The sequence below is a fragment of the Thermoplasmata archaeon genome (genome assembly GCA_038729465.1).
Lineage (GTDB): Archaea > Thermoplasmatota > Thermoplasmata > Thermoplasmatales > ARK-15 > JAVRLB01.
Genome location: JAVYRZ010000014.1, coordinates 1 through 26715 on the forward strand (window position 1 = coordinate 1; position 26715 = coordinate 26715).

Below are 26715 nucleotides of genomic sequence, written 5' to 3' on the forward strand. Positions count from 1 at the left end.
AAATTTACAAGATAAAGCAAATATTCCGCCAACCTACGAAGAAGTGTATGAAACAATAATTAGCAAATAATATTGCCACTGTAGCTCAGCAGGAAGAGCGATTGATTCGTAATCAGTAGGTCGAGGGTTCAAATCCCTCCAGTGGCTCTTTTATAATGATCAGAAGCCCACATCATTTTGATCTATATACTTGAACTGTGACTATTATCTTATGTCGGTAATATAAAGTTGGATAGATAATATTTTTTTATGGATAATATGTATTTCTATAACTTCTATTTCGCCGGAGGTATTTATATTATACAAAAAATGATAAAAAATATGCACTATGCTAAACTAATATAAAAATGATCTAACTGTCAATTTCCGCTAAATATATAGAGCTATACAAATACAATAATTTTATTGTTTCATTTTAGAGAAAATGTTCATGAGAGTTTGACCAGAATCAATCACGATAGTCTGACCAGTGATGTTCTCAGATTCTATAAGAAAAATAACAGCGTGAGCGATCTCTTCAGGCTTTATAATTTTATTGGTGAGTGTATAGTTTCTAACATATTCTTCTTCTGAAATGTTTAGAAGCTCAAATAAGCTGTCTCCCATCTTTGTTTTCACTACTGCAGGTGCCACTGCATTTACTCTTATTCCTCTCGGTGAAAGCTCAACTGCAAGGTATTCTGTAAGTCCGATAATGGCGGATTTCGTGATGCCATATATTGAGAGAAAGCTCATAGGCTTTATTCCGGCAATTGAAGAGATATTTATTATCACTCCATTTTCGTTCATAATTTTTCCAAATTCTTGAGAACAGTAAATATTAGCCATCAAGTTTGTAGATATTGTCTTTTCGATCAGACGATCATCACTTTCTAGAAACGGCATGGCTATACTTATTCCTGCATTATTAACCAGTATGTCACATTTCCCATATTTAGCTACAGTTTCATTTAATAATTTTCTGCAACCCTCTCTACTTGAAACATCTGCCTGAACCATTATGCCTGATGACTCATCTTTTATCAATTTAAGAGTTTCATTTCCATCTTCTATTCTCTTTTTGACATTCACTACTACTTTTGATCCATGTGTTGCAAGAGCAATAGCAATCTCTCTGCCAATGCCACGGCCTGAACCTGTAACCACCGCTACTTTATCATTTAGATTGTACATGAGGGAACAAATTATCAAACAATAATTAAACTTTTCTCGAAATTAATGCGCATCTAGATATCTCAATACTTTTCAAAAGATGTATCGTCAAATTTGTAAAGATTATAAGCTCAAAATAGGTAATGTTGCATCCGGCCAATAATTTCATTTTTACAGTCCTTACTATAATTGCGCTTAGTCTAAATCCTGAGACAATAGTCAATGTACAAAAGACATGGTGGGTGTATAAATCAAAAAAGTCAGATTTTTTCACAATAAGTTTTTTTAGTTAAACTGATTATAAGAGATAAAATGTTTGAACAGCTAGACCCAAAAATATTGGAGATACTGGAAGAAGAAGGAATAAGAGAGCCTACACAGCCTCAAAAAGAGGTTTTTGAGATTATATCAAAGGGTGCTAACGTGCTTTTGATAGCGCCTACTGGCACAGGAAAGACTGAAGCTGCAATATTGCCAATACTTGATAAGATTATTCACAGCAGATTTTCTCCGATCTCGTGTATCTATATCACTCCCTTAAGGGCGCTTAATAGAGACTTAAACGAGAGATTTGAGGTCTATTCTAAAAAGCTGGGCATAAACATAGCAGTGAGGCACGGAGACACATCACAGGCAGAGCGTAAAAAGCAGAGCAACAATCCTCCACAATTATTGATCACCACCCCAGAAACTCTGCAAATATTGTTTACAGCGCCAAAGATCCGAAATGCGCTTAAAAATGTGAAATATGTAATCATTGATGAAGTGCACGAGCTCATGCAGGATGAAAGAGGAGCTCAGCTAGCTATAGCGTTAGAGCGTTTGACCACCATATCTGGAGAGTTTCAGAGAATCGGGCTCTCTGCAACGGTGGGTAACAAGGAAGAGCTGGCAAAATGTATAGCTGGAGATCGAGAAATAGAAGTGAAAGAGGTAGCAATTCCTAAAAATATAGACATAGCACTTTTTTCATACAAAGACAAGCATATAAAAGAGTCTGAAATAATGGGCTGTGATCTCGATTATGGATCTATACTGATAGAGATCTTAGAGCTTGTAAAACAGCATGATGTGTCTCTGATATTTGTGAACACGAGAACCACGGCAGAAGACATTGCCATGCGCTATGCACAGCTAGAAAGTGATATTCCGATCAGTGTGCATCATGGTTCTCTGTCCCAGGAAGTGAGAACTCTAAACGAAGAAAAGCTGAAGGCAGGAGAGCTAAAAGCATTGATTTGCACATCATCGTTAGAATTAGGCATAGATGTGGGAAAAGTTGATTTTGTGGTGCAGTATAATTCTCCGAGAGAGGTATACAGGTTAATACAGAGAGTAGGAAGATCCGGGCACACGCTTAAAGGCATCTCCAAAGGGCTGATTATCTCTGAGAATCCTATAGAACTGGAAGAGGGTATGAGCATCATACACCTTGCCAAAAATGGATTTATTGAAAACCTGACAATACGCAAAAATCCAATCGTGGTGCTTGCAAATCAGATTGTATCTAATGCGTATTCAGAGAAGAGAGTGAGCATAATAGAATACTATAAAATAATACATAAAACCTACATTTTCAAAGATTTGAGTTTTGAAAAGTATCTGGATCTTTTAGAGTTTTTGAGCAAAATGCATCTTATCTGGATGGACAGAGAGAATTTTGGTACCACGAGAAAAGCATTAAATTATTTTTATCAAAACATATCTCTCATTCCTGATGAGAAAAGCTATGTTGTAATTGATATTTCTTCAAATCGTTTTATGGGTATTCTTGACGAACGTTTTGTGGCGAGCGAACTTGAGATTGGCAAGACGTTTGTCATGAAAGGCATGACATGGAGAGTTGTAGATATCAAAGAATCCAAAATCCTTGTTGAAAGTATAAAAGAGATCAGTATTCCACCCCTTTGGGTCGGAGAAGAGATACCGGTTCCGTTCGAGGTAGCAATGACCGTTGCAGAGCTCAGAGATTCACGCAAGGTCTTAAACTTCGTGTCTGAACCTGCTCGCAAAAAAATAGAAGATTGGTGGGACATTGTTCCTGCAAAAAATAATAGAATCACTATCGAGAAAAAAGGAAATATAATCGTGATCGAAGATTATTTTGGCACCAGAGTAAATTTGACATTGGCAGAGCTCATCTCCTCGCTTTTAGCTCAGAGAATTGGTGAAAGTGTTAATATCAGCTATTCTCCGTATCATATTTCTTTCGAGACCGATTCTGACGTTGAAGAAAGCGAGATTTCAGATATCATTCAAAGTTTGAAAATAGAGTATATTGAGATTCTCCTGAAAAAGAGCATTGTCAATTCCAGATTTTTCAAGCTTGCGTTTTATTATGTAGCAAAGAAGTTTGGTATAATAGCTAAAACCTCGGATTTCAGAGCGATCAGGCTTGAAAAGCTGATAGATATTTACAAAGATACACTATTGTTTGAAGAAACTGTAAACAAAGTATTTGCAGATTATCTGGATCTGGAAAACACTATAAAAATATTAAAAATGATAAATGACAATACTCTGAAATTAGAAATTGTAAAATTCAGCAAAGCTGCCGAACTGGTAATGGGTAGATACTCTGAAAACTTTGCACCAATAAGATTGACAAAGGCAATAATTGAAAAAGTTAGAGAAAGACTATATAATGAGCAGGTAACCATGTATTGCATGACCTGCCACAGATCATATACTACCAAAGTCAAGGACATTGAGCGAATAATGTGTCCTTACTGTTCAAGTGTCAAAGTAACAATGTTTCAAAAATATGAGCTTGATAAAAGAGCTCTGTTTAAAAAAGAGAATACAGACCAGCATGAAGAATCAGAAATAAAGAAATATATGGAAATCTCACAATTGTTGCGCGTGTATAAAAGAGCGGGCGCAATGACGTTGGTAGCTCATGGAGTAGGGTTGGAAACTGCAAGAAGAATATTAAAAACGTACAGTGATGATGAGCTCACGCTTATCAAGCATATTTTAGAAGCAGAGATTCAATATGCTAAAAATAGAAGATTCTGGGCAAACTAAACATGCCTAAGGTTTATGCGTTTTACTTAACTTTATATATTTTTATCTTATTGTTTTTTACATGTACAAAATTACCTTTTAGCCTTGCTTCAGAACCGTACAAAATACTAAAAAACTGTTCTATCCAAATTTTACGTAACTCTTCAATCTTCTCACTTTCAATTTTATCTGCCAGTTTATTCAGCTGTTCCGTGCCTGCCAATTTCCTCAATAGCTCAACATCCAAGATCATTGATTTTTGAATTGGACGAACAAGATAGTAAGCTATAACCGCTCCAGCCACAAATCCTGATACATGTGCAAGATGTGCAACACCGTTATTTTCAAAGATTGCAGTTGCCAAAAACTCAATGGCTGCATAAAATAAAACTGCATACTTGACCTTGATCTTGGGCATGAATATGATTCCTAACAACATTGGTATCTCATCATTAGGATATAGCACTAAAAAAGAGCCCATTATTCCGAATATTGCTCCAGATGCACCTAACAGATAACTCTGCGTACTAAAGTATATGATTGAAAATACCAGCTCTGCGATTATTCCGCTTGAAAGGTACAGAACCAGAAACTTTCTGCTTTTTACACGTTCTTCAAAAGGTGCGCCTATCAAAAATAAAATTACCATATTAGCGATGATCTGCCCATAATTCAACTGTGTAAATATACCGGTGATCAAAGATAACGATATAAAATGAGAGGTGTTGAGAGATAGTGAATATAATAGATTATAATAGTATGCTAGATCTAAGATCTGAATTATTCCGACTGCAAAAAATAATACGGTGTTTAATAAAATGATTAGAAATAGAGCATATTTATCAGAATAATATGAATAAAAAAGTAGAATAATTATAAAAAACAAAATAATATAGAATACAAATATATTTTCACGCCCCAAACTTTTCAGAGCGGTCGCTGAGGTTCATTAATATGTTCATTAACTGTATTCCTCTAATGTTTAACGCTCCGGTCATTACGGCTATCTCATCAAACTCTTTCACTGAATCTTTTCTTATGCCATGCCCAAATATCAACAAAGGCACTGGATCACCACTGTGATCCTTTACGCTGCATGGTGTAGAATGATCTCCTGTAATAGCTAGAACAGTGTCTTTATTAATGTGAGATCTGAGATATGCCAGCGCTAAATCTATCTTTTCTATAACCTCTTTCTTTTTGTTCGCGTTGCCATCATGGCCTGCAACATCCGGAGCTTTTAAATTTACAAGTACAAAATCATGATCTTTTAAAGCATTAAATGCCGTTTCGATCTTGCTCTGAAAATTAGAGTTCAGTCCTCCAGTTGCGCCCTCGGCCTTGATTGGAGTGATGCCTGCAAGTTTGCATATGCCTGCGATCAATGGTATTCCTACCACGCAGGCGCTTTTTAAACTGTATTTTTTCTCAAATGACTCGAGACTGGGAACCATTCCTGGCCCTCGAGGTAATATTATGTTTGCCGGCAATTTTTGATCTTGTACTCTTCTCTTGTTTACAGGCTGCTCTTTTAATATCTGATATGATTTTTCAATGTACATGTTCAGCAATCTGGCAGTTTTCTCAGCCTCAGCACTTTTTGCAGTAACGGTTTTTACCTGCAATCCTGCATCATGAGGATCTGCATCAGTAATATTGGCACTTAGGCCAGGCCCGCGCATTACAAGTGCTGCACGATGCTCAACACCTTCTTTTACTATAAACTCAACATCTTCTATCTTTATGTTTATTGATCTTGCCAGTTCGTCAGTGCCTGAATCTATTCTCCCGGCCCTACGGTCTATCACGTTTTTATTTGTATCTACCGTTGCAAAATTGGCTCTAAACGCTAAATCTCCAGGTTCCAGCTCCATGCCAAGTCCTAACGCCTCAAACGGCCCTCTTCCTGGATATACCTTATAAGGATCATAACCCAATATTGCCAAATGCGCTGTATCGCTTCCGGCTCTTATGCCCTTGTCTATTGGATCCATCTGCCCAGTAATACCGTTTTTTGCAAAGAAGTTTAAATTCTCTTTGTTTGCTGCCTGTAAAGGAGTTTCCCAGTTCAGTTCTTCTGCAGGACGATCTCCTACACCATCCAGGATAATTAACATTATTTTTTTCATGATCTCTTACCATATTAAATGAATACTATATAATATATATACAATTATTGTACTTATACTTATTTGCAAAAAGTTGACCTGCCCCTTTGTCAAAAGATCTCTGTTTTCGAATACTGCTCCTAAAACACTGTCAATCTGGCACCCTACAAAACCAAATATTGTGGTTATGATTATAAAAAAATAATCGCTTAAGTTCCATATTCCGGCTGCATAAAATAATAAAAATCCGAATATAGATACTATTGCTGCTCCCGCTAGGGCCCATGCTTCTCCGTAAAGTGATATTCCTCCATTAGTGCCGGGCCTAACCCTTTTTAAGTTTGTTATTAAGTACGCTTTCGAAGAACTTACTCCAAATTCGCTGGCAACAGTATCGGATGTTGCTGCGCTCAGACTTGTTATGTACAGTAATGAACCGGTAAATAATGAAAGAGGAACTAATGCTATGATCATCGGCACTAGCCCATTTGCAAACACCGACCTGAATCCGCGCTCTCCCGACTTTCCTTCAGCCACTCCGTGCTTCTTTTTTATATTAAATTTGTATACTGTTGCCGCGTATGACAACAGCACAAATAAAACAAGTAATATAAGCCAATATATCGATCCAAATACTCCCACAATAAGACCCATTATAACACTTAAAATAGATCCCCATAGATTCAGGATCTTATAGTAGTAAGATAGAGTACCAAGCAATATTACTAGTATTGCAATTAATATTGCCTCAAATGGTGTGGGAACTATCATCTGCTCTCATAAAGACTAATTGCATATAACCTTTTCTTTTAAAACTTCAACTCTTTCAAACCACTGTTCCTATTGTACTCTCTTTTAAATACTGTTTCCGTGGTTTTGACAATGTATAGTTCCAGTAAAGGATCAACTGTTCCAGTGAACAGATGCCCGCCAATCAACCGATGATCAGGTCCTGCTAAAGCGACATGTATATGCAGTTTTGGATCTGTAGCCGCTATAGTGCCATGAAACGATACAAGTTCATGGTTCTTTTCATATTTTTCCTTGATGTATTCAGTGCCATTAAAATAGCCAATCTCAAAGTTTTTAAGCATTCCTATTCCAGAAACTATGATTGCACCTTTGATTTTATATATTTCTGCAATTTTTTCGATGCTTTCGAATACTTCTTCTTCCTTATCCAGTTTTGCAAATATGTCATTATTTTCGATATTATATATCATTTTATCTCACCTCAAAAATACATAGCGTATAGGTACACGCTTTTTAAAGCCGGTCCAATAAGGGCAAACAGAACATTTGTATCCGATCGTCACCTCTGTTTGATCTAGTGTCTTATTCATTATTTTGCGCATATTAGAGCCACATACTGGACACTTGCTGTTCACGTTCCAGTTTTGGTCGGTTTCTTTGTAATGTATATGCACTGTAATCTTCTTTTTCTTTAATATGATTCTTCTAAATCTCTTATAATCTAATCTATATTCATCAGTACCTTCATTTAACTCTTTTATCACTAAACTCAAAAATTTAGTTTGAGAGTTTATTATGCCCAATCTCTTTATTATTTTGTTAGCTACGTATAGTACTAGCTTTTCGTTAGGAATCTTATAACTCATTGTTGTGTTATAATATAAAAACAAATATATAAACATAATGCTCTCTTTCATTAAGATAAATTATTTATAATGAATGATGTTCTACACTCAAGATCCAAAATGTCGATAATAACAAGAAAGTTCAGAAATATAATTTCGCTGTTTTTAATAGTATCAGTAGTTATAGTTTTATCCATAAATCTAATAGCTTTATGGATTACACCTCTGTTTTTAGCAGGATCTTTTTCACAGTTACTGTTGCCTATTTTTATTATTTTTCCAGTACCAATCTTGCTTTTTTATATTAGTTCTACTGCAGTGATGGTCTGGTTCTTTATATTAATCATCGCCATAACAATCTCAGTGCTGTTTTTGATTGCCCGGGATCTGAAAAAATATGTAAATACTGTTAACAAAGATCCTCTGGATCCAAATAGCAGGTTGCAGAGATTTGCTGAACTTTTTGCAATATCCATATTTTTTTCATACTTTGTTTACATAATTGCAGGATTGGTAGGTGCTCCTGTAGTTGTGCCAATCTCCAGCTCAACGCCTCACTGGGAATATTATCTCTCGCTTGCCAATGCAGGATTGTACGAAGAATTGATATCAAGAGTGCTTTTGCTGGGAGTTCCTCTATTTATTATATATCTTGTTAAAAATAAGATTACTCGCAAAAACTGGTACCGTTTTTTTGTGGGTGGCAAGATAGAGTTCAATGCAGCTTCTATAACATTTTTAATAATCTCTTCTCTGTTTTTCGGCATTGCGCATATTCCTTCTTGGGATTATACCAAATTTCCGGCTGCTTTTATAGCAGGGCTGATAATGGGATATTTATTCTTGAGGTTTGGACTGTACGCTTCGGTATCTTTTCATTTTTTAACTGATTACATGTCCACCATTAATGTTATGTACCCCAGTTTTACAGGCTATTACATGAATCTGCTATCTGTATTCATAGTATTCTGGTTCATAGCTGGATGCGTTTTGGCGGTATTATATAGCATTGAGCTTTTAAAGGTTGTCAATAAGAAACATGTGCATAAAATTGTAAAACCTGTGATTGCTCAAAATGATCTCCGGTTCCATAACATTAAATGTCCTTACTGCGGAAACGAAAGCTTTGAGTATGAGCCTGATGGATCGCTAAAGTGCCTGAGATGTGGCACTAAAATACCTAAAAAGTAAGTTGTTTTCAAAAACATCCCGAAAAACACAAGCAAAGTTAAAATACAGTAATTGCATACTCAATTATTCAAAAAATGTAAAGGTGATGTATATGTTAGAAAATAATGAGAAAGATACAGTAATGAAAGAATATTATGGAGATAATATTATTACCGCATTAATTAGTGTTAAGGTAGATACAAAAAATGTTGAAAACATTGCCTTAAAATTATTGAATTATTCAAATATAGAAGACATATTCTTAGTAACTGGAGACTCAGATCTAGTTTTGAAGATCAAGTTCATAACCTATGACGATTTAAAAAAGTTTATAGTTAACACTCTTGGAAATTTAGAAGGCATTCAGGATACCTCAACAATGATGGTGGTCACTTCTTACAAAGAGCGTGGCATTATTAACGCACGGTTTAAGGGACTATAGAAGAGGTGATTGAAATGGATAATACTGAGGATGAAAAAAGAGAGATAATATCACTTTTAGATGATTTATCAGGAGATCAGTCTTTGCCAAGAAATATAAAAAAAGGTGCGATTGAAATAAAAAATAAATTATTATCAAAAAACGAAGCTTTAGATGTAAAAGTCGCAGGAGCTATTTTTATATTAGAAGATCTGTTAAATGATCCAAACATACCGGTGCATGGAAGAACGGCTGTGTATACAATTATAGGCAAGTTAGAAAAGCTATCAAATGATATCTCTATAAAGTGATCAGCTTATAACAATCTTTAATATAAATCAGAGATATAAAGAAAATAGTGCCATAAAATAGGAACGGCACAATAAGATAAAAGCTAGACATTGGAATTACATTTTCTGTCGAGAATAGAAACATCGCTATTAAAATTAAGAAAGAGCCTATTGATAATTTAATGGCTGTGAAAAAATCCCATAATTTTATGTTTAGTTTCTTCTTTAGCGTATATATCAAAACAGGTATCAGCATAATGCCCATTATCGCTGTGAATACTATTAGACGGTAAGAAACCGTTGCAAGCATAAAATATTTAAAAATAAATATACTAACAATTAAATCAATATAATCAAATATTATTAAAAATTTAAAGTTTACCATAGCTAAGCTACATTTTCGAATTCATCCTGTAACTCCAGCATTACTTCTGAAAGTACATGTTCAAATGCAGAATCTTTGTAAACTCTTAATCCTCCCATATCAGTTTGTAATTTTGCAACTATGATATTTCCATCTTTCTGAAACTCTATTTTGCATAAAAGTTCTTCCATATATACACCTTAAAAAAGAGCATACAATCCAGTTATTTTAATTTTTCGACAGATAACTATGCCAATCATTTAGTAATATGAGATCTGGATACTGTTAGCAACAAAAGAGGTATTTCCAGAAGTGTCAAAAAGAATATCTGTAATGTTATTATCTTCGAAATTTGGAAAAAAGAATTGATGTACAATTATCATAAAGAAATAGAGTTAGTGATAGATAGACTGAGAATAAAATCAAGATAAAAATACTAAGATCATAGTGTATGATAAGGTATTAGCAATGAAAACTAATGGGAGGAAAGAGCTTTGAAAAATAGTATCATTATTACACTGCTATTCAAAAAAGGTGGTTGATAGCGTAAGCTATAAAAAAATCAACGAAAAAACGTGAAAAATAATAAAAAGTAAATGAAAAACATAGTAAAAATAGCATAAATAGATTATTTTTTATGATTTAAAAATGTTTAATTGTAAATTCTGGAGATCATGATAAAATTTAATAGTGTTTTTAGATATTACCGATAAGTGAATGATTTAAAAGTAGTTTATGATCCTGAAACTGCAAAACTTTTGATGGACGAAACTAGGCAGGATATATTAAAGCTCTTAAAAATCAAGGCGTTATCAATCAAAGATCTATCATCCATTTTGGATAAAGATGTATCTACCATTTACAGGCATATTAAAAAACTAGAGAAAAAAAATATTGTTATGATAGTAGGTTCCAGAAAAAAAAGAAATGTGGAAGAGAAATTATATAAAAGAACCTATTCTACATATGTACTTTCTCCAGAGCTTTTTATATCAGATCACAGCGCATTAGTAGATGAGAAAAAAAGCAGGTACAATCGAATCAAGTATGCGTTAGAAAATATAGGATTTAAAATTGAAAATAATGAACAGTTTGAAAAACTTTTTTTTAACTTGGAAAGTACTGTTATTAAAGAGATAGAAAAGTTAGATCGTGATTTAGATTTAAATACTCTTAACAATCTTGAAACGATCCTGTTTATAAAGCTCGTCAAGCCGGAAGAGTTTCAAAATATACGGAATTTAATTGTGAAAAAGTGAATATTAATAAAAATTTGCATTAATATATGTCCAGTTCACCTCAAACAAATACACCCATTGTAAAGAGGTTGTAGAATTATAATAATAAATTTGCTGAAATGGAGGATTGAAAAACTTATCAAATCCAGCTTTGCCCATCTGAACAGGTGGAGCATATGGATTGTCTGCATATTTATAACCGTACACACCGTTGAGATACATGTCAGAATCAATAAGCACGTACAGAATCGGATTATATGTGTGATTTAGGCCTTCTAACTCATAATAAGTTTCCTGCCATGATGTTGCGTTCCAAAGAATATTGTCATATTCAAAACTGGAGTTGAACCCCAGAGATTCTAAGTACACACCATCTATAAAATCAGTTGCCACACTATAATTTGAATAATTTTTACTGCCATTGTTTTGAAGCCATGTTATAGCGCTCATTGTTGCAGACGATATGTATTGTGGAGCCTGAATCTGTTCAGCATTGCTTATAATCGGATAAGACATCAGTGCGCTCACCATTATTATTATGGAAAATAATGAAACTATTATTATTCTTGCATCTTTTTTACGGTCTCTGGTCTCGGTCATTATGTAGTGTGGCTTATTTACTGCCACAGTGGAAAGCTCGAAGTTAGAAGTTATGCCGCCTGTTACGGTTCTTGTCATTATTTTCTCGATATGCTTTATATTTACAATATTTATTTTTGGGACCGCTTTCAATTCTGCTTTCGTATAATTGTAAAGTACCATAAGCCCGATTGCAGCCAAAATTGAAAGAGGCTCAAATATATATTCAAGATACCGGTATGGATATAATACAGTATTGAAAGTGAACAGGGAAACGAGCAAACCGAGAATCAAAAATAAAAACCAGCCAGTGACCAAAAGATATGCTTTATTATACTCGTAAAGGTGCCTGACTCCCACGCCTATGAACCCCAGTGTAAGAATAAAAGGTATTGAATATATTATGCTGACTATTGAGATTTTAGGGCCGTTAACGCCAATGATAACGCCCAATATGGCTATAATTAATATTATTGTTGTCGTTGCCACAAAATAATGATAATCTTTTATTTTTAAAATATGCTTAGTAATTTGAATATTCAAACGTTTAATATAGTTTGTAAACAAAAATAATAGGTACAATGCAAGATAAAACAGTGCAAGTACTATATACCAAGGCAGATACCCGTGCACTGCACCGCTAATAAAGCCTTCCATCGTCGGGCTTCTTATAACCCAGTACATAAATGTTGCAGCTGAAAATAGTACAAGATAACTTATTTCATATTTGAAATTCTCATACTCTTTAGACTGGAGTCTGATCCAGAATATTATCCCCACAACCGAGATGATGTACATAAACGTCGAAATGTGGTGTGAAAGTATCAGCGATCCGGATGATAATATCAATAGCACATAGTACTTTTTATTTTCATGGGCATAGATAAAAAACAAAATTGATAAAAGAAGGAACACATGGCCTACCACCAATAACCCTACCATGGAAGTTTCGAAAATATCAATAGGATTGATTGCCAGAAACAATGCAGATAAAAGCGCGATCGCGTTAGAGCCTGTCAGTTTTTTAGCTATAAAATATAAGATTGGTACTGTCAGTCCGCCAATTATAGGAGGAATGTGCAATAATAAAAAATGGATATTTATGCCCGTAGTAAAATGAATTAAGTCTATGATCCAGTAGAACATCGGAAAGTTACCGTACCCTGAAGTGCCCCAAGGAGACGGTATTGCCCCAAAAATATTGTTTGAGCTAATAAATGCAGTAGTTACAGCATAGTATACTCCAAAGTCTTCACTCCAGATCGGATATATAAGAGATGGTATAGATCTTAGAAAAATGCCCAGTAACGTGATCAAAACCAAGCTTATTCCTATTTCAAAACGTCTGTTTTTTATCTTCTTTTTTATCTCAACCATGCTTTCTTATCCTGTCAAGAGCATCTATTAACATTTTTATATTTTTCTCAAGCTTGTTTGAGTTAATAAAGTCGAGAGCTATATTAAAATTTAGCAGGTCTTGAATATTTTCATGCATATCACAGCCTATAGATATAGGGATCCTGTAATTTCTGATATTTTCAAACCATTCTACAGATAGCTCAAAATAGTATTTTCCATATTTCATATAATTCGTGTTAGTATTTAGCTCTATAAATATATTCTTAGATTCAAACATGGATAATATAGTTTGCATCTCTGCACTTGAAAAATTTTTGATGAGATTATTGTGAGCCAGTCCTGAAAAAACACCGATTTTATCAACCAGTTCAGGCAATTGCCATAACGGTAATCCACCTTCATTTTCGTTCTGAACATGTTCAAACAGAACATAATCTAATTGCCTCAACATCTCAAAATCCAAATTTTTAAAATTAGTTCTTGGCGTAAAGTCAATCTCAACTCCTGCATACAAGTTTATCTCTGTCCTGTAAATCTCTCTTAATCTGTTGATTTCATCAATATATTTTTTTAAAGAACCGTTATTAATTGAGTTTACTTTAGAGGTAAGATAATGATCTGATATTCCGAGATATTTTAGTTTATTTCTGATCGCATAATCTACAATTTCAGCAATGCTATAAGAACCGTCAGACCATAATGAATGATTGTGCAAGTTTATCATTAAACATTCCCTAGCCTACTTTTTCCCATTCTTCCAGCTTTTGTACCGCCGACAATGTAGAGCCTCTCTGTATCTCTTCTCTGATCCTGTTCTCTCTCTCAAACACATCGACAGCCCTGTTTGTAATCTCAATCAGCTCTTCTTTCGGTATTATCACTATTCCAGACTCATCTGCCATGGCCCAGTCTCCAGTTTTGATCTTCTTTCCCTCAATATTCAGCTCTATGCCAATCTCTCCAAATCCTTTGGGCTCTCCTGCATTGGGTACCAGCTTTTTTGCAAATATTGGATAATGCACCTCTCTTATTGCATCTACATCTCTCACTGCACCGTACACTATCACTCCAGCCAGCTTTCGCGTATACGCGCTCCATGTTGCCAGTTCTCCCCACACCGCTGTGGGCCCATTATCTACATCTATAAACAGTATCTCACCTTCCTTCGCACGGTCTATCGCCTCCACAGGCTTGGCCCAATCTCCATCCATTGTCTTTACAGTTAATATAGCACCAACGATCTTAGAGCCTGGGCACAGAGATATAAACTGTCCAATTGCTCCTTTTCTATGCATTGCATCGCTGATATTGGATGTAGAGACTTTCATAAGCGCCTCTTTGATCTGACCCGTACTGTATTTTTTGTATAAATCTGTTTCGATAGGTGTTAATGTCTCTATACTCTTCTTTATTTTTCTGGTTTCTGCCTCAACATTCGGTGCCTTAATTATGCCACCGCCAACTATGATAATCGATGCTCCGTTTTTTATCATTTCCGGTGCAGTTTCCGAGTTCAACCCACCTGCAACAGCAATCGGAAGTCTTGTGATCGCATATATTTTCTTTAGCTTTTCGACAGGGCTCATGCCTATCATCTGCTGATCCACACCCACATGAATGCACAGATATTCAGCACCCAGCTTTTCTACACTTTTAATCTTCTCTTCCAGATTCTCAACATTCATCAAGTCTACCATTATTTTCGAGCCGTATTTTTGAGCTGCTTTTACACCTTCTGCAATAGTAGAATCATCTGCCACTCCCAAAATTACCACAATGTCAGCTCCGCTCTTTGCTGCTATTTCAGCTTCTGCACTGCCAACATCCATAGTTTTCATGTCCGCTACAACCATGTTCTTAGGAAACATTTTTTTAATGGTTCTTACCGCGTTCATGCCTTCACTTTTGATGAGCGGCGTGCCCACTTCAATCCAGTCTGCACCGCCAGCTACTGCTTCTTTCGCGATCTGCGTAGCCCGATCCAATATTGTCAGGTCCAAAGCAACTTGTAATAATGCCATAATGAAACAATATACCTTTTCTCTTATTAACTTTTTTTTATTTTTTCAAGATACTTGACCATATAATATAAAGTACTGTTATATGGCAAAGTTATATTATGCTGTTTTCCCTCATCTATAAACACCTTGTTAATATGGTCTATCTCTGTCAAAGATCCTCTTTTTAAGTCTTGGGCCATGCTCGAATAGTTATTGGCAGTGTTTTTTATAACCTCTTCTGTCAACTTCAATAAATTTATGTTAATTCCTTTTAATTCTAAAACCGCACTGCATTCTTTCGAGAGCTCTCTCAATATACTGTGTAGATTCTCATCTGCAATTAACTCTCCATTTTTTACATACAATATGCCCGTAACAGGATTTATACAAGCATTGATCGCTCCTTTGATCCATATATCAGTAGTTATATCAGATGAATACTGGGTTTCTAAACCACATTCATTAAACTGTACTATCAGTTCTCTTATAAATAACTCTGCATCTTTTGATATGGTGCCTATCTTCGTTAACCCTAGTCCTGTATGCACAATTTTGCCATAATCTAAAGAGTATACACCATAAGTTGTGGTCGCAGCCAATAACCGATTAGACCTGAATCTCCTGATTATCGAAATGTTGTCTAATCCATTCTGCAAACTTAACAAATATGCATTTTTTATTTTGTCGGATATAGAGTGCATCGCGTTTTCAGTGTCGTAAGATTTTACTGTAAGTATGATCAGATCAAATTCTCCAGTTAACTCTTCTAAAACCGTCAAGTTTTTGGTAACTTTATTGGTCAATCCCTGAATAACAATGCCGTTCAAATTAAAGTTTTCTACCAATTTCTTACGCCCGATAAGCGTCACGTCGTTATTTTTTGAAAGATAACTGCCTACCAAACAGCCTATCGCGCCAGCTCCAAAAACTGCGATCTTCATAGCTTATAAAGATAATAAATAAGTATTAAAAAGTATCTGAACAACGCATGGATAAAGTTCTATTTATTCACAAAAATTAATTTTATGTGTAATATAAAAATATGAGAAATTTGGGGTTTCACTCATGATCTTCATGATCATGATGCGCAAACTCTTCTTTATCTTTCCAGCTCTCATCCACTTCAAGGTTTCCTTTTATATATTCATCCACGATCTCTTTCATCGATCCTTCAACGCCGGTAATCACTTTAATATTATAGCTCTCAAAAAAGTCCAGGGCTCTCTGTCCCATTCCATAGGCTATAAGTATCTCTGCGTTTTTCTGCTTTATCAGATTTGGAAGATCCCCAGGGCCGTGAGACTCAAATGTATTCGGTATAATTTCATAGTTTACTATCTTTCCATCCTCTATCTCTACAAATCCAAAATAAGATGCGTGTCCAAAATGCTCTGAAAGCTCACTATCAAGTTTGTTACTATTTTTTAATGGCATTGCAATTTTCATTATTTCACCTTCATGTAACCTATATTTATATCACTGATAAAAAGCTTTTTAATGCCGGGGCCGGGGATTGAACCCGGGGCCTTCGGATGTCTCAGTCTATTTTATTTAAAATACCCTATGAGTCCGACGCTCTACCAAACTGAGCCACCCCGGCATCTAATTATTTGGTTCTGTTGCGGTTTCAGGTGCTATTGTTGGTTGCTCAGGTGTTTTTAATAAATCTGATTTTCGAATCTCTATCTTTCTGATCGGATAGATTGTTTTTATTCCATTCTCGATATCTGAAACAATAGCATCAGAAATCATATATTTTACAAATTCTGAATATGTGTTTTTAGATGAGTATTCTTTCAATATTTCCTTGATCCTGTTTCTTATTGCCGTCTTCAATGATGAGTTTATCCTTTTATCTGATACTAATGTTAATTTTATTCGCATAGAAAAACCGTCATTCGTAGATATTGGAAATATTATGTCAATTCTGCTTTTTCGCCTTCTTACCAATCTTCTGGTATAATCTGGAAGCGTGTCATGACCTATGAAACTCGTAATAGCCTTGGTTCCTTCAATCTTATCAATCTTAAAAAACAATTTTATATATGATTTTTTTACGTTACCAGTTATATCGTATAACGTTGTTTCTGCAACTCTTCCAAGCAACTGTTCTGGTGTCTCAGAAGGAGTCTCTCCAATCTCTCTCGATGCAAACGTTTCTGGCGCAACTATAGTGTACCATATCTTTGCTTTCCATTTATCTCGAACTTTTTTTGCGGCTGTTCTATCTGCTCTTTTTGTGCTCATTTTAGTATACACCGTCCAAATTTAAAACAAGAATGAAGATATAGTTTATATAATTTTTGTTTTGCTTTGCTCAAAAAAGAAAAAAAAGATTAGAGTATAACCGAGTTACCGGCTAGGGTCACGGTTATATTCACGTTTGCTCCATTCACTGTTATGGTTGCTGGCACTGATGAGTATATGCCTGTTTGAGTCATGAGTATAAAATAGTAACTGCCGTTCGTAACCTGGAAACTTAATGTGCCAGAGCCATATGTAGAATAGAGAAATGCATGGTTCTGCGAGGTAGTGTACAAAAACGCCATCACGGTAGTATTGGATAGCCCCGATATGGTGATTGTTACCTTGTAATATGCAGGCACGATAGGACTGTAATCTCCGCCAACTGCTATGAATCCAGATACATTGTAAGGAACAGGCATGCTTGAACTATAACCGCTCCAGAAGTTTCCAGACTGAGTAGGCTGGTTCATTATGTTTCCAGATAACTGATATCCGTTCACCGTGTTAACCACGCTTGCAGGCTCAGATGTAATGTTCCAGTTGTTTTCATACACTGCCGGCATATAGTTATAAATGTTCATAGAAGGACTGTATGCAGGGACTGTCACATTAAAGTAATTGTTGTAAATCGTGTTTCCAGAGCTGTAGATGGTGAGCCCAAACTGTCCAATGCCATTAGTTGTAGCTGAATTTAATGGCACTGGATACTGCAAAAACTCGTTACCCCATATTACGTTTCCAGATCCTCCGTACACAAGCAAAGAACTGCCCCAATCATAAAAGTTATTATCTCCGACCAGGTCACTAGTGCTGTTCCATAGCATGATATTTGCAACTGGAAAATCGTCCTGGTTAATTCCATAAACTTCATTAGAGAACCAGCCAGTAACATAATTGGCATGATATATGGATACATGAGATGTGTTGTATAACTGGATCTGCAGATAATTGTAATTTGGCAGATTATATGAACCTGCAATGAGAGTTGCAGCACTGCCAAAGTTAATAAAGAATGTTGGAGGACTGTTTATTGATACGTACAAGTTTGTGTTTACTAGCAACAGTCCAGAAAACACTGGAAATGCATAGTCATTAAGCTGGCTGAAAAGCGGACTTAAAGATCCATATTGGTTGTTTTCGAGAACATACGGATTGTTCAGCGTTCCGTTTCCCTTAATGGACAATGCTGCAATCTGAGCATTGTCAAAAGCGTAAAGGGGTGTATATATGCCCATAGCCATGTTCTTTACCATGCTCACGTTCAATACCGTAGAGCTGCTGAATGTGATGAAAACCGGATTATAATTGCTTAGCAGGATCTCAGCACTGTAAGTGCCTGAAGGCAAGTCATATGAAAACTTTCCTGCCGTGCCGATAGCCGCCCACTGTGCGATTGTGGCATTGAATGCTGATCCAGGGTTAATAAACATAAACGCGTTGGAAGGTGTTACAGACCCAGAAATCTTGATATTGCCAGATCCGGGAGCCAGCCCCCACAACGGTGCCAGAATCGAAGGACCTGTAGTGAGTATTGCAGTTGGATTGACGCCGTTCCATGATGATGACACACCAACGCTTGTCTCACCAGTATCAGTGCCAAAATTATAAGCTGATGGAACTGCAATGTATCCCGTGCTGGACAGATAGCTAAGCTGCATCGTGGCATTTATGTTAAATACCGTTGTCGTACTGCCACCACCATACCCGCCCAGCATCAACTCTGCATCGTAAAGCAAGAATCCGGTAGGTGTGGGCTCATTTCCATTCACCTGAAAATATGCGGGTGCAGTAGTATAATCTGAGGGCGTACCGTATGTAGAGTTGAATATTACCTCGTCATAAGATCCAGAAATAGGTGCCTGGTTTTGCTGGAGCAAAGTGTAGTTAAAAAATACAGCATTTCTATTATTTATGATCGTGCTGTTAATATACACATTTATCGTAAATGGAAAGTTAACATTTGTAAAGTTGCTGCTTACACCGTAATAATAGACTGGTGGTACCGAAACGCCATCATAGCTGTACAGTGAATTTTGAGTGAAAAGATATTGGTCATTCGAAAAATTCCAGATATTGTCGACCATTGACAGCTGATGCGTTCTTGTAGAGTATGAAACAGTGTTCTGGGTCCAGAATACAAAACTGTTGTTTCCAAACAATGTTACGTTCTTGAGAACAGTATTTAGCTGAAAACTCAGGCTATAAGGACTGTCTGCATCAAGATAAAATATGTTGAGGTTGTTTACAGTGATAGATCCTTCAAAACTGGTAGTGTTCAATACCGTTCCTGTCAAAACACCACTGTTATTCATCAAGCCATAATATCCTATTCCCATCGGTGCTGGTGCAGAGCTGTACAGTGGGGTTATCGTATTGCCATTTCTAGCGTACTTTGCATTAAAGTTTGGCAAATACGCATATTTTGCAGGCACACTTTTTTCTCTCAACTCACTTAGCACCTTTTGCGTCATTGTCGATACTTGTGCGTTTGAAACCTGATACGTCTGCGCATGACCCGGTTCATTGGCCAAACTCGAAGACGATATCAAAAAACCAGAACTCATCAATACGACGACTACTGCTATTGGCAGTAGAACTTTAAAAATATTTTTTTTGATGTTTTTGTTACCCATACTGTTATTAAATGTATCAGAATATTTATAATTTTTTCTCAAGTTCTATTTTATGATTTATATCTCTGAAATAAAAGGCTTAAGCATCTATGTAACATAAAAAATACACTGCCGTGGCCCATGACAACCTTGATTCTACAGTCAGTTAAAATAACTATTAAAGATTGTTTATCTTGATATCTTCGTATGCGCTCAGCGCAGCCAAGGCACCCTGCCCTGCAGATATGATAATCTGCCCGGAGTTGCCGGTTATGTCCCCTGCCGCATATATTTTAGATACGCTGGTTCTCTGCTTTTTATCAGTGATAATGTAACCTTTTGTATCCAGGTCCACGCCCAGCTTTTTCGCAATTTCATTCTGTGGTAATAAGCCTACATAAATGAATACTCCGTCAAAATCCTGTATTGATTCAGTGTTCGTAGTCCTCTCTGTGTACCGAATCTTGTTCAGTTTGTTGCCATCTCCCATGATCTCTTTAATCTGCACGTTCAAATTATACTCTATCTTCTCTTCTTCTAATTTTTGAATATACGAATATTCGCACATTTTCTTGGGCATATATTCAAAAATTACGGGTGTCACACCTACATTCTTAAGATACAGTGCTGCCACAGCTCCCGAATTAGCTCCACCTATCACTGCCACTTTCTTGCCTCTGAAAAAGTATGCATCGCATGTTACGCAGTAAGATACTCCCTTGCCCAGATACTTATCCTCTCCCGCCACATTTAATTTTCGATGCGTTGTTCCAGTTGCAAGTATGATCGCACTCGCTTTTATTATCTTATCAGGAGTTTTGATTTCAAAGTCGTTATTGCTCTTTTTAATGTTAACTATCTCTACATTTTCCAATATTGTTGCATACTCTTTCGCATGCGCTTTCATCAATGTAGCCAGCTCTTCTCCTTTTATAAGCTTATGAGACAAATAATTTTCTACAAGCGGATTTTCAATAACCAAGCCACCTGTCAGATACTTGTCGAGCACGATAGGATTTAATCCTGCCCTTTTTGAGTATATTGCCGCAGATAATCCTGCAGGACCAGCACCGATTATGGCCACATCGTAATGAGCTTCAATATTACTTTCTTTCACCGAAAAACTTCCAAACCCAGGTATCGCCATAATAAATACACCCACTAAAAAATTGAAAAAAATAAAAAAGATTTTTTACATTTCTGGCATGCCGCCCATTCCGCCCATACCCGGCATTCCACCACCAGGCATACCGCCACCAGGCATACCACCGCCAGGCTGCCCTTCTCTCTTCTTTGACTGTATTACATCGTCGATTCTGAGAATCATAGTAGCTACTTCCATCGCACTCTCGATTGCCTGCTCTTTCACTTTTGCAGGCTCAATCACACCTTCTTCGAACATGTCTTTGGCCTTATTGCTAAATACGTCTATGCCAAACCCTTTGTTTCCTTTTTCATGCTGGGACCTGATACCTATCAGGATATTTATCGCATCCATTCCTGCATTTTCAGCCAGAGTTCTAGGTATGACTTCCAATGCATTTGCGAACGCTTCAATCGCTAGCTGTTCTCTGCCACCTACTGTAGGCGCATACTTTCTAAGCTGCATAGCCAGCTCAGTTTCAATAGCACCGCCACCTGGTACTGCAACGCCTTCTTCTATCGCAACGCTTACTACCTTGAGAGCGTCATGAAGTGCCCTCTCTACTTCTGCTATAACATGTTCAGTACCGCCTCTGATCAGAATCGATACTGCCTTCGGATTTTTGCAGCCTGTAACAAAGGTCATGTTGTCATTTCCTATCTTTCTCTCTTCTACTGTTTTAGCAAACCCTAGATCTTCAGCTTTGAGATCACTTAGGTTCGTTACAATTTTGGCACCTGTAGCCTTTGCTAGCTTTTCTATATCGCTTTTCTTCACTCTTCTAACTGCATAAATGTCATGTTTAGATAGATAATGTTGAGCAAGGTCATCTATCCCTTTTTCACATATTAACACGTTTGCGCCACTGCTGTTAACCAGCTCTACCATATCTTTTAATTGCTTTTCTTCTTCATCTAAAAATGCATGTATCTTTGTTGGATCTTCAATCTGGATCTTGGCACTGATCTCTGTTTTCTTTATTTCAAGCCCTTCGTTTATCAGCGCGATCTTCGCATTATTAACAATTCTAGGCATTCTTGGGTGCACTTTCTCTTTATCCAATACTATTCCGTCAATCATTGCCGTTTCTGCTATTCCACCACCTGTCTTTTTCTCAACCTTAATGTTGTCAATGTCTGCAACAGTCTTTCCGTTTACCTTTTCTGTTATAGCTATTACACTTTTAACTGCAAGATCTGCAAAATATGAACTGCTGTTTCCTATGTTTTTGCCGGTCATTGCCGTAGTGGCTATCTTTTTTAAAATCAGATCGTCTTTTGAATCTATCTTCTTTCCGATTTTAGAGATTAATTCTAAAGTTTTCTGCGATGCAAGCCTGTAACCGTTATTAATGATAGTTGCATGCACGTTTTGCTCTAACAAGCTTTCAGCCTGCTTTAATAACTCTCCAGCCAACACTACTGCTGTGGTAGTTCCATCACCCACTTCTTGATCCTGTGACTTGGCGACCTCAACTATCATCTTTGCAGCCGGATGCTGTACATCAATCTCTTTTAAGATTGTAGCTCCATCATTAGTAATAACAATGTCTCCTAAACCGTCAACTAACATCTTATCCATTCCCTTTGGCCCAAGCGTAGTTTTCACTGCATCAGCGATGGCTCTAGCCGCTGCAATATTGTTTTTCTTAGCATCTTTGCCTGATTCTCTTTCTGTTCCTTCTTTTAATACCAAAATAGGTACTTGTCCTGTCATCATAGTAAATATCACCTTCTTGATTGAGAATGGTAAAAATGTTCTTCTATTTAAATGTTTTTATTTTTTCCATGCCAGAAATTGAGCGTTGTGATATTTTGCTATTTCCTGTGCTGTCCCTTATTTCTAAGATAATTTGTACTACTTTGCAGAAATAATTGCTAAATAAAAGCGTATAATACATATTTTTTTGATTAAATAATTGTTAAAAATTCAGCCGCCAATTTCCGGAATAGTATGAAACCTATGGCAGAAATTGACAGTTGAATCATTTTTTAATCTGAGCTAGCATAGTGTACATCTTTTTAATTGTTTTTGGTATAAGGTAAATAACTATCACAAAATTGATATTATAAAAATACGTATTATACATAAAAAAATGAGAAAAATATTATTCATTTAACTGTATATTACCAGCATAGTACTAAATGTAAGTTTTATATATTAGTTCTCATTTAAGGGATTTGGAATGACGGTCATAGCGACAGGGAAACACCCGGTCCCATCCCGAACCCGGCAGTTAAGCCTGTCCGCGTATCATGTGCGTACTTGGATGCGCGAGCTCCAGGAAAGCATGTTTCGCTGTCATTCTATTTTCAATTTCTTCTGCACCGTTTTTCAAAAAAAATAACGAAAATTTTTAGTATAATTGACGCATATTCTCTACCCTGAAACTTGCTTGATCAGGTTTAGTACTGAAAAATCTCGTATAGAATGCGGAGATTGTCGAGCCTGGTCAAAGGCGGTGGATTTAGGGTCCACTCTTGTAGAAGTTCGCCGGTTCAAATCCGGCTCTCCGCACTATATATCAATAATCGAATACTTTATAAACAACCGTTTCATAACCATGCATGTGACCATGCATGACTTTTAAGCAAAAACATAAAAAATTACTTGAAAATGAGCAAATTAGGCGTTGGTATGAGAATATGAGAGCAAGATCAGCCATAAGTGCTGACGTATGGCTTAGAAATTTAGGGCTCTACTGTGAGCTTAACAACATCACACCAGAGATTATTATAGAGAACGCAAAGAATGGAAAACTAAAGAACGAATTTATGGATTTTGTGAGGAAAATGGAATCAGAGGGGAAAGCTGGGTCCTACATAGTGAAATTCAAGTACACATTAAGGTCTTGGCTGATCTTCAACGATATTGACTATAAGATGAATGTGAACATAGCCAATGAGGGTGAGAATCCAATGACTATGAATGAAAGGATACCCACAAAGGATGAACTAGCAAGAATGCTAAGAGAAAGCACTAAAAGAGGGCGAGTTGCAATAGCATTGATGGCATTTTCAGGATTAAGACCTGAATCACTGGGCAACTACGAGGGCACTGATGGATTGCTTATCGGAGACCTCGTGGATTTCAACCTTAAGAGCATAGAATTCGAGAAAATACCTGCAATAATTGTTGTGAGATCCCGATTATCGAAGGCTAGAAATCAATATTTCACTTTCATTGGAAAAGAGGGCTGCGATCTGATAAAAGAATACGTAAAAGAAAGAATAGAAAAAGGGGAAAAGTTGTCTGAAAATTCTCCAGTGTTACAGATAAATGATGGAATATTCAAGAATCATAATTTCATGCGGACACTGCTGGTTTCGAGGGACATAAGGGAAGGCATAAACAAAGCTGGAGTGAAGATGAGACCTTATGTGTTAAGAGCATACTTTGCTACTGCTTTGGATATAGCCGAATCAAAAGGATTAATATCACATCCATGGAGAATGTTCATGATGGGTCACAAAGGAGATATCGAGGCTAGATACTCTACTAATAAGAGATTGCCACCGGATATGATAGAAGAAATGCGAGAGTCATACAAAAAATGCACCAAGTATTTGGAAACTAGAAATTCTGAGCCTTCTGAAAACGATGCTAAGCTATATTTGCAACAGCAATTATTGTTGGCAGTGGGGTACAAGCAGGAAGAGATAGATAAGATAGATCTTACAAGCATGTCTAATGAAGATTTTCAAAAACTGCTTAGAGACAAAGTAACAGGAGCTATGACCAACAATGGTAATAAACAAAAAGTGGTTAAAATTGATCAGGTGGAAGAGTTCATAAGTAAGGGATATGAATTTGTAGCATCGCTACCAAATGGTACCGCTATAATAAAGTTGCCTCTCTAATACATTTGTGAAAATTCACAGCTCACTATGCTTACTTTTATAGAGGTTAGGACCTCTCATTTTTTGTTTACTATCTTTTTATACAGATGTGGTAATAAAAACCGCATCGTTTAAATTTAAGAAAGTTAATACCAAATAATATGAGGAAGCTAGATCAATCATCAAAAAATCTTAAGATCAAAACTAAAACTCCTAAAAATAGTAAAGATTCTTATGAAAATAAAAAGATAGGAGAATTAATTAATAAAGATGCACAGAAACTGCTTATCTTAAGGTCAATACTTAAAGATAAAAAGCTTCTAGTTACCTATATTCTTGGTGGTACAGCTATCTTTTGTGGATACTTAGTATTAGGATACATTTCGTTAATAATAGATTTGATAGGGGGCGTTGTTACATGGATATACTTAAAATATCGATACAAACTTCCAGAGTCAGAAGAATATGAAAGAACAACAATTGTGCAATATCTTGATACCCAAAATTTTATGGGCAAACAATTGAGAACTTATAGTATTCCAAAGATTCAATGGGATAATATTTTCAAATCTGGTCTTAGCAATCCAGTTCGCACTAAATTTGGAGAGGGTTATATTGCAAAGAAGTTAAAGCTTTCTAAAAATCAAAAAATAGTATATAAAATAGAATTTGAACATATCCATTTAGAGCATATTTATCTTGCCGACACAGAAAAAATACTTAGATTGGGAAGAACAATTCTTAATGATCAAAATAGAAAATTGTTATAGTTATTATCATATTACGCATTGTTACTATTACAAATTTTATATTTTAATAATTAATTATTGAAAAAATTGTGTTTTACTACTGTTTTTTATTTGAATCATCTGATGCCCATTGTGCTAATTTATTTGCCAATGATCTAAAGTATGGGTCAGTTTCAAATATTTCATCAGACTTTTTATAAAGGATAGGTATAAGATCTTTAAAATAACTACGAATGCTTTCAGGCTTTTGCATAATAATAATTTCAAGAAATCTATACGCTATAGTACGATTTTTATCTTCAATTATTATATCTAGTATCTCTCTCAAGTCCTGTCCTATATCCTCTTTTTCAAAGTCTAGAATTTTTAGAGCCTCAATGATAACATTTATTGATAATGCTGTCTGATCTAACTTTTCAATTTCAGAAAATAGGTCAGGTAATGGTACAACTATCTGTTGTGATTGTGAAACTACTAACTTTTTTTGTAGGGTGGAAAGATAATAGTTCAATTTTTTTCTTATATGGTTTATCAGATTCACTCTAACCTCAAAATCCAAGTTCTCTTTATCAAATTGTAAAAAATCGAGCAGAATGACCAGTTCTAAAAAATCAAGATAAATAGTTAGCCTCATCCCTAACTCCACTCTTCGACTAATATCAAATAATGTCTGATCTACAAAATTTAATGTTTCTTGTCGTTTTCAATAATATCACTTAATAAATCAATGTATTCTGAAATTTTATATATAGTTCCACAATATTCACATTTTGTAATTCCTGTTGCCGAAAGTTTCAATTGTGCTCCGCATTTTTTACAAGTAATAGGTTTTATTATAA

24 protein-coding genes, 3 tRNA genes and 1 rRNA gene are annotated in these 26715 nt (G+C 35.8%); 10 read left to right on the plus strand and 18 right to left on the minus strand.

Annotated elements, in window-relative coordinates:
* Positions 1–74: 74 nt before the first annotated feature.
* Positions 75–147 (plus strand) — tRNA-Thr (locus tag QXQ25_04715).
* A 255-nt stretch (positions 148–402) separates the two neighbouring features.
* Here the strand turns inward: QXQ25_04715 and QXQ25_04720 are convergent.
* Positions 403–1173, minus strand: coding sequence for an SDR family oxidoreductase (locus tag QXQ25_04720; protein MEM0161008.1), 771 nt, complete (start codon positions 1171–1173; stop codon positions 403–405).
* Between the two features lie 291 nt (positions 1174–1464).
* On the opposite strand from QXQ25_04720, the gene QXQ25_04725 reads away from it, so the two are divergent.
* The gene (locus QXQ25_04725; GenBank protein ID MEM0161009.1) at positions 1465–4179 is read left to right on the plus strand and encodes a DEAD/DEAH box helicase; all 2715 of its coding nucleotides are present in this window, start codon (positions 1465–1467) and stop codon (positions 4177–4179) included.
* 22 nt (positions 4180–4201) lie between these two features.
* Here QXQ25_04725 and QXQ25_04730 read toward each other — a convergent pair whose 3' ends face one another.
* Genes QXQ25_04730 through QXQ25_04750 form a run of 5 tightly spaced genes read right to left on the minus strand, consistent with a single transcriptional unit; the run spans position 4202 to position 7885 of the window.
* Complete coding sequence (locus QXQ25_04730) at positions 4202–5080, minus strand: rhomboid family intramembrane serine protease (GenBank protein MEM0161010.1); 879 nt, start codon at positions 5078–5080, stop codon at positions 4202–4204.
* The gene (locus QXQ25_04735; GenBank protein MEM0161011.1) at positions 5070–6287 is read right to left on the minus strand and encodes a 2,3-bisphosphoglycerate-independent phosphoglycerate mutase; all 1218 of its coding nucleotides are present in this window, start codon (positions 6285–6287) and stop codon (positions 5070–5072) included. Before QXQ25_04735 ends, QXQ25_04730 begins: the two co-directional genes overlap by 11 nt.
* A 6-nt stretch (positions 6288–6293) precedes the next feature.
* On the minus strand, positions 6294–7037 hold the full coding sequence (locus QXQ25_04740) for a DUF92 domain-containing protein (protein MEM0161012.1): 744 nt from the start codon (positions 7035–7037) through the stop codon (positions 6294–6296).
* A gap of 38 nt (positions 7038–7075) precedes the next feature.
* Entirely contained in the window at positions 7076–7489 is a 414-nt protein-coding gene (locus tag QXQ25_04745) for a DNA-binding protein (GenBank protein ID MEM0161013.1), read from the minus strand.
* A gap of 6 nt (positions 7490–7495) precedes the next feature.
* Positions 7496–7885 (minus strand): hypothetical protein, encoded by a 390-nt coding sequence (locus tag QXQ25_04750; protein MEM0161014.1) that lies wholly within the window; start codon positions 7883–7885, stop codon positions 7496–7498.
* Positions 7886–7954: 69 nt separating this feature from the next.
* On the opposite strand from QXQ25_04750, the gene QXQ25_04755 reads away from it, so the two are divergent.
* From QXQ25_04755 to QXQ25_04765, 3 genes are all read left to right on the plus strand, one after another.
* Positions 7955–9055, plus strand: coding sequence for a CPBP family glutamic-type intramembrane protease (locus QXQ25_04755; GenBank protein ID MEM0161015.1), 1101 nt, complete (start codon positions 7955–7957; stop codon positions 9053–9055).
* Between the two features lie 91 nt (positions 9056–9146).
* Positions 9147–9476, plus strand: coding sequence for an Lrp/AsnC ligand binding domain-containing protein (locus tag QXQ25_04760; protein MEM0161016.1), 330 nt, complete (start codon positions 9147–9149; stop codon positions 9474–9476).
* A gap of 14 nt (positions 9477–9490) precedes the next feature.
* Positions 9491–9766 (plus strand): UPF0147 family protein, encoded by a 276-nt coding sequence (locus QXQ25_04765; GenBank protein ID MEM0161017.1) that lies wholly within the window; start codon positions 9491–9493, stop codon positions 9764–9766.
* 366 nt (positions 9767–10132) lie between these two features.
* Here the strand turns inward: QXQ25_04765 and QXQ25_04770 are convergent, their stop codons facing one another.
* On the minus strand, positions 10133–10300 hold the full coding sequence (locus QXQ25_04770; protein ID MEM0161018.1) for a hypothetical protein: 168 nt from the start codon (positions 10298–10300) through the stop codon (positions 10133–10135).
* A gap of 522 nt (positions 10301–10822) precedes the next feature.
* Here QXQ25_04770 and QXQ25_04775 point away from each other — a divergent pair.
* Positions 10823–11368, plus strand: a complete 546-nt coding sequence (locus QXQ25_04775) for a winged helix-turn-helix domain-containing protein (GenBank protein MEM0161019.1) — start codon at positions 10823–10825, stop codon at positions 11366–11368.
* A gap of 3 nt (positions 11369–11371) precedes the next feature.
* Here QXQ25_04775 and QXQ25_04780 read toward each other — a convergent pair whose 3' ends face one another.
* From QXQ25_04780 to thsB, 10 genes are all read right to left on the minus strand, one after another.
* Entirely contained in the window at positions 11372–13303 is a 1932-nt protein-coding gene (locus QXQ25_04780; protein ID MEM0161020.1) for a hypothetical protein, read from the minus strand.
* The gene (locus QXQ25_04785) at positions 13296–14009 is read right to left on the minus strand and encodes a PHP domain-containing protein (GenBank protein ID MEM0161021.1); all 714 of its coding nucleotides are present in this window, start codon (positions 14007–14009) and stop codon (positions 13296–13298) included. The genes QXQ25_04780 and QXQ25_04785 overlap by 8 nt, the downstream gene beginning before the upstream one ends.
* Positions 14010–14019: 10 nt before the next feature.
* Positions 14020–15306, minus strand: coding sequence for a 3-hexulose-6-phosphate synthase (gene hxlA, locus QXQ25_04790; protein ID MEM0161022.1), 1287 nt, complete (start codon positions 15304–15306; stop codon positions 14020–14022).
* Positions 15307–15332: 26 nt separating this feature from the next.
* Positions 15333–16226 carry a ketopantoate reductase family protein gene (locus tag QXQ25_04795; GenBank protein MEM0161023.1) on the minus strand — a complete coding sequence of 298 codons (894 nt, stop codon included), beginning with the start codon at positions 16224–16226 and terminating at the stop codon, positions 15333–15335.
* 118 nt (positions 16227–16344) lie between these two features.
* On the minus strand, positions 16345–16731 hold the full coding sequence (locus QXQ25_04800; protein MEM0161024.1) for a NifB/NifX family molybdenum-iron cluster-binding protein: 387 nt from the start codon (positions 16729–16731) through the stop codon (positions 16345–16347).
* Positions 16732–16783: 52 nt separating this feature from the next.
* Positions 16784–16885, minus strand: a tRNA-Met gene (locus QXQ25_04805).
* Positions 16886–16887: 2 nt separating this feature from the next.
* Positions 16888–17532: a 30S ribosomal protein S3ae gene (locus QXQ25_04810; GenBank protein MEM0161025.1), complete on the minus strand. Its 645-nt coding sequence runs from the start codon at positions 17530–17532 to the stop codon at positions 16888–16890.
* Between the two features lie 89 nt (positions 17533–17621).
* A complete protein-coding gene (locus QXQ25_04815; protein ID MEM0161026.1) occupies positions 17622–20165 on the minus strand; it encodes a thermopsin family protease in 2544 nt (847 codons plus the stop codon).
* A gap of 157 nt (positions 20166–20322) precedes the next feature.
* Complete coding sequence (locus QXQ25_04820) at positions 20323–21291, minus strand: FAD-dependent oxidoreductase (GenBank protein MEM0161027.1); 969 nt, start codon at positions 21289–21291, stop codon at positions 20323–20325.
* A 45-nt stretch (positions 21292–21336) separates the two neighbouring features.
* Positions 21337–23007: a thermosome subunit beta gene (thsB, locus tag QXQ25_04825; GenBank protein ID MEM0161028.1), complete on the minus strand. Its 1671-nt coding sequence runs from the start codon at positions 23005–23007 to the stop codon at positions 21337–21339.
* 465 nt (positions 23008–23472) lie between these two features.
* Here thsB and rrf point away from each other — a divergent pair.
* The 4 genes from rrf (at position 23473) to QXQ25_04845 (ending at position 25897) form a co-directional block, all read left to right on the plus strand.
* Positions 23473–23595, plus strand: a 5S ribosomal RNA gene (gene rrf / locus QXQ25_04830).
* Between the two features lie 125 nt (positions 23596–23720).
* Positions 23721–23805 (plus strand) — tRNA-Leu (locus tag QXQ25_04835).
* A 128-nt stretch (positions 23806–23933) separates the two neighbouring features.
* On the plus strand, positions 23934–25148 hold the full coding sequence (locus QXQ25_04840) for a site-specific integrase (protein ID MEM0161029.1): 1215 nt from the start codon (positions 23934–23936) through the stop codon (positions 25146–25148).
* A gap of 140 nt (positions 25149–25288) precedes the next feature.
* The gene (locus QXQ25_04845) at positions 25289–25897 is read left to right on the plus strand and encodes a hypothetical protein (GenBank protein ID MEM0161030.1); all 609 of its coding nucleotides are present in this window, start codon (positions 25289–25291) and stop codon (positions 25895–25897) included.
* A gap of 76 nt (positions 25898–25973) precedes the next feature.
* On the opposite strand, the gene QXQ25_04850 is transcribed toward QXQ25_04845, so the two are convergent.
* Positions 25974–26510, minus strand: coding sequence for a hypothetical protein (locus tag QXQ25_04850; protein MEM0161031.1), 537 nt, complete (start codon positions 26508–26510; stop codon positions 25974–25976).
* Between the last annotated feature and the right edge of the window lie 205 nt (positions 26511–26715).

Bases quoted from the DNA above. Each gene is read 5' to 3' on its own strand.
- QXQ25_04740 (MEM0161012.1), bottom strand. From the start codon at position 7,037: ATGATAGTTCCCACACCATTTGAGGCAATATTAATTGCAATACTAGTA.
- QXQ25_04795 (MEM0161023.1), bottom strand. From the start codon at position 16,226: ATGAAGATCGCAGTTTTTGGAGCTGGCGCGATAGGCTGTTTGGTAGGC.
- QXQ25_04820 (MEM0161027.1), bottom strand. From the start codon at position 21,291: ATGGCGATACCTGGGTTTGGAAGTTTTTCGGTGAAAGAAAGTAATATT.
- QXQ25_04845 (MEM0161030.1), top strand. From the start codon at position 25,289: ATGAGGAAGCTAGATCAATCATCAAAAAATCTTAAGATCAAAACTAAA.
- hxlA (MEM0161022.1), bottom strand. From the start codon at position 15,306: ATGGCATTATTACAAGTTGCTTTGGACCTGACAATATTGGATCGGGCT.
- thsB (MEM0161028.1), bottom strand. From the start codon at position 23,007: ATGATGACAGGACAAGTACCTATTTTGGTATTAAAAGAAGGAACAGAA.
- QXQ25_04725 (MEM0161009.1), top strand. From the start codon at position 1,465: ATGTTTGAACAGCTAGACCCAAAAATATTGGAGATACTGGAAGAAGAA.
- QXQ25_04780 (MEM0161020.1), bottom strand. From the start codon at position 13,303: ATGGTTGAGATAAAAAAGAAGATAAAAAACAGACGTTTTGAAATAGGA.
- QXQ25_04735 (MEM0161011.1), bottom strand. From the start codon at position 6,287: ATGAAAAAAATAATGTTAATTATCCTGGATGGTGTAGGAGATCGTCCT.
- QXQ25_04720 (MEM0161008.1), bottom strand. From the start codon at position 1,173: ATGTACAATCTAAATGATAAAGTAGCGGTGGTTACAGGTTCAGGCCGT.
- QXQ25_04800 (MEM0161024.1), bottom strand. From the start codon at position 16,731: ATGAAAATTGCAATGCCATTAAAAAATAGTAACAAACTTGATAGTGAG.
- QXQ25_04815 (MEM0161026.1), bottom strand. From the start codon at position 20,165: ATGGGTAACAAAAACATCAAAAAAAATATTTTTAAAGTTCTACTGCCA.
- QXQ25_04745 (MEM0161013.1), bottom strand. From the start codon at position 7,489: ATGATATATAATATCGAAAATAATGACATATTTGCAAAACTGGATAAG.
- QXQ25_04810 (MEM0161025.1), bottom strand. From the start codon at position 17,532: ATGAGCACAAAAAGAGCAGATAGAACAGCCGCAAAAAAAGTTCGAGAT.
- QXQ25_04850 (MEM0161031.1), bottom strand. From the start codon at position 26,510: ATGAGGCTAACTATTTATCTTGATTTTTTAGAACTGGTCATTCTGCTC.
- QXQ25_04765 (MEM0161017.1), top strand. From the start codon at position 9,491: ATGGATAATACTGAGGATGAAAAAAGAGAGATAATATCACTTTTAGAT.
- QXQ25_04750 (MEM0161014.1), bottom strand. From the start codon at position 7,885: ATGAGTTATAAGATTCCTAACGAAAAGCTAGTACTATACGTAGCTAAC.
- QXQ25_04760 (MEM0161016.1), top strand. From the start codon at position 9,147: ATGTTAGAAAATAATGAGAAAGATACAGTAATGAAAGAATATTATGGA.
- QXQ25_04840 (MEM0161029.1), top strand. From the start codon at position 23,934: ATGAGAGCAAGATCAGCCATAAGTGCTGACGTATGGCTTAGAAATTTA.
- QXQ25_04755 (MEM0161015.1), top strand. From the start codon at position 7,955: ATGAATGATGTTCTACACTCAAGATCCAAAATGTCGATAATAACAAGA.
- QXQ25_04785 (MEM0161021.1), bottom strand. From the start codon at position 14,009: ATGATAAACTTGCACAATCATTCATTATGGTCTGACGGTTCTTATAGC.
- QXQ25_04770 (MEM0161018.1), bottom strand. From the start codon at position 10,300: ATGGAAGAACTTTTATGCAAAATAGAGTTTCAGAAAGATGGAAATATC.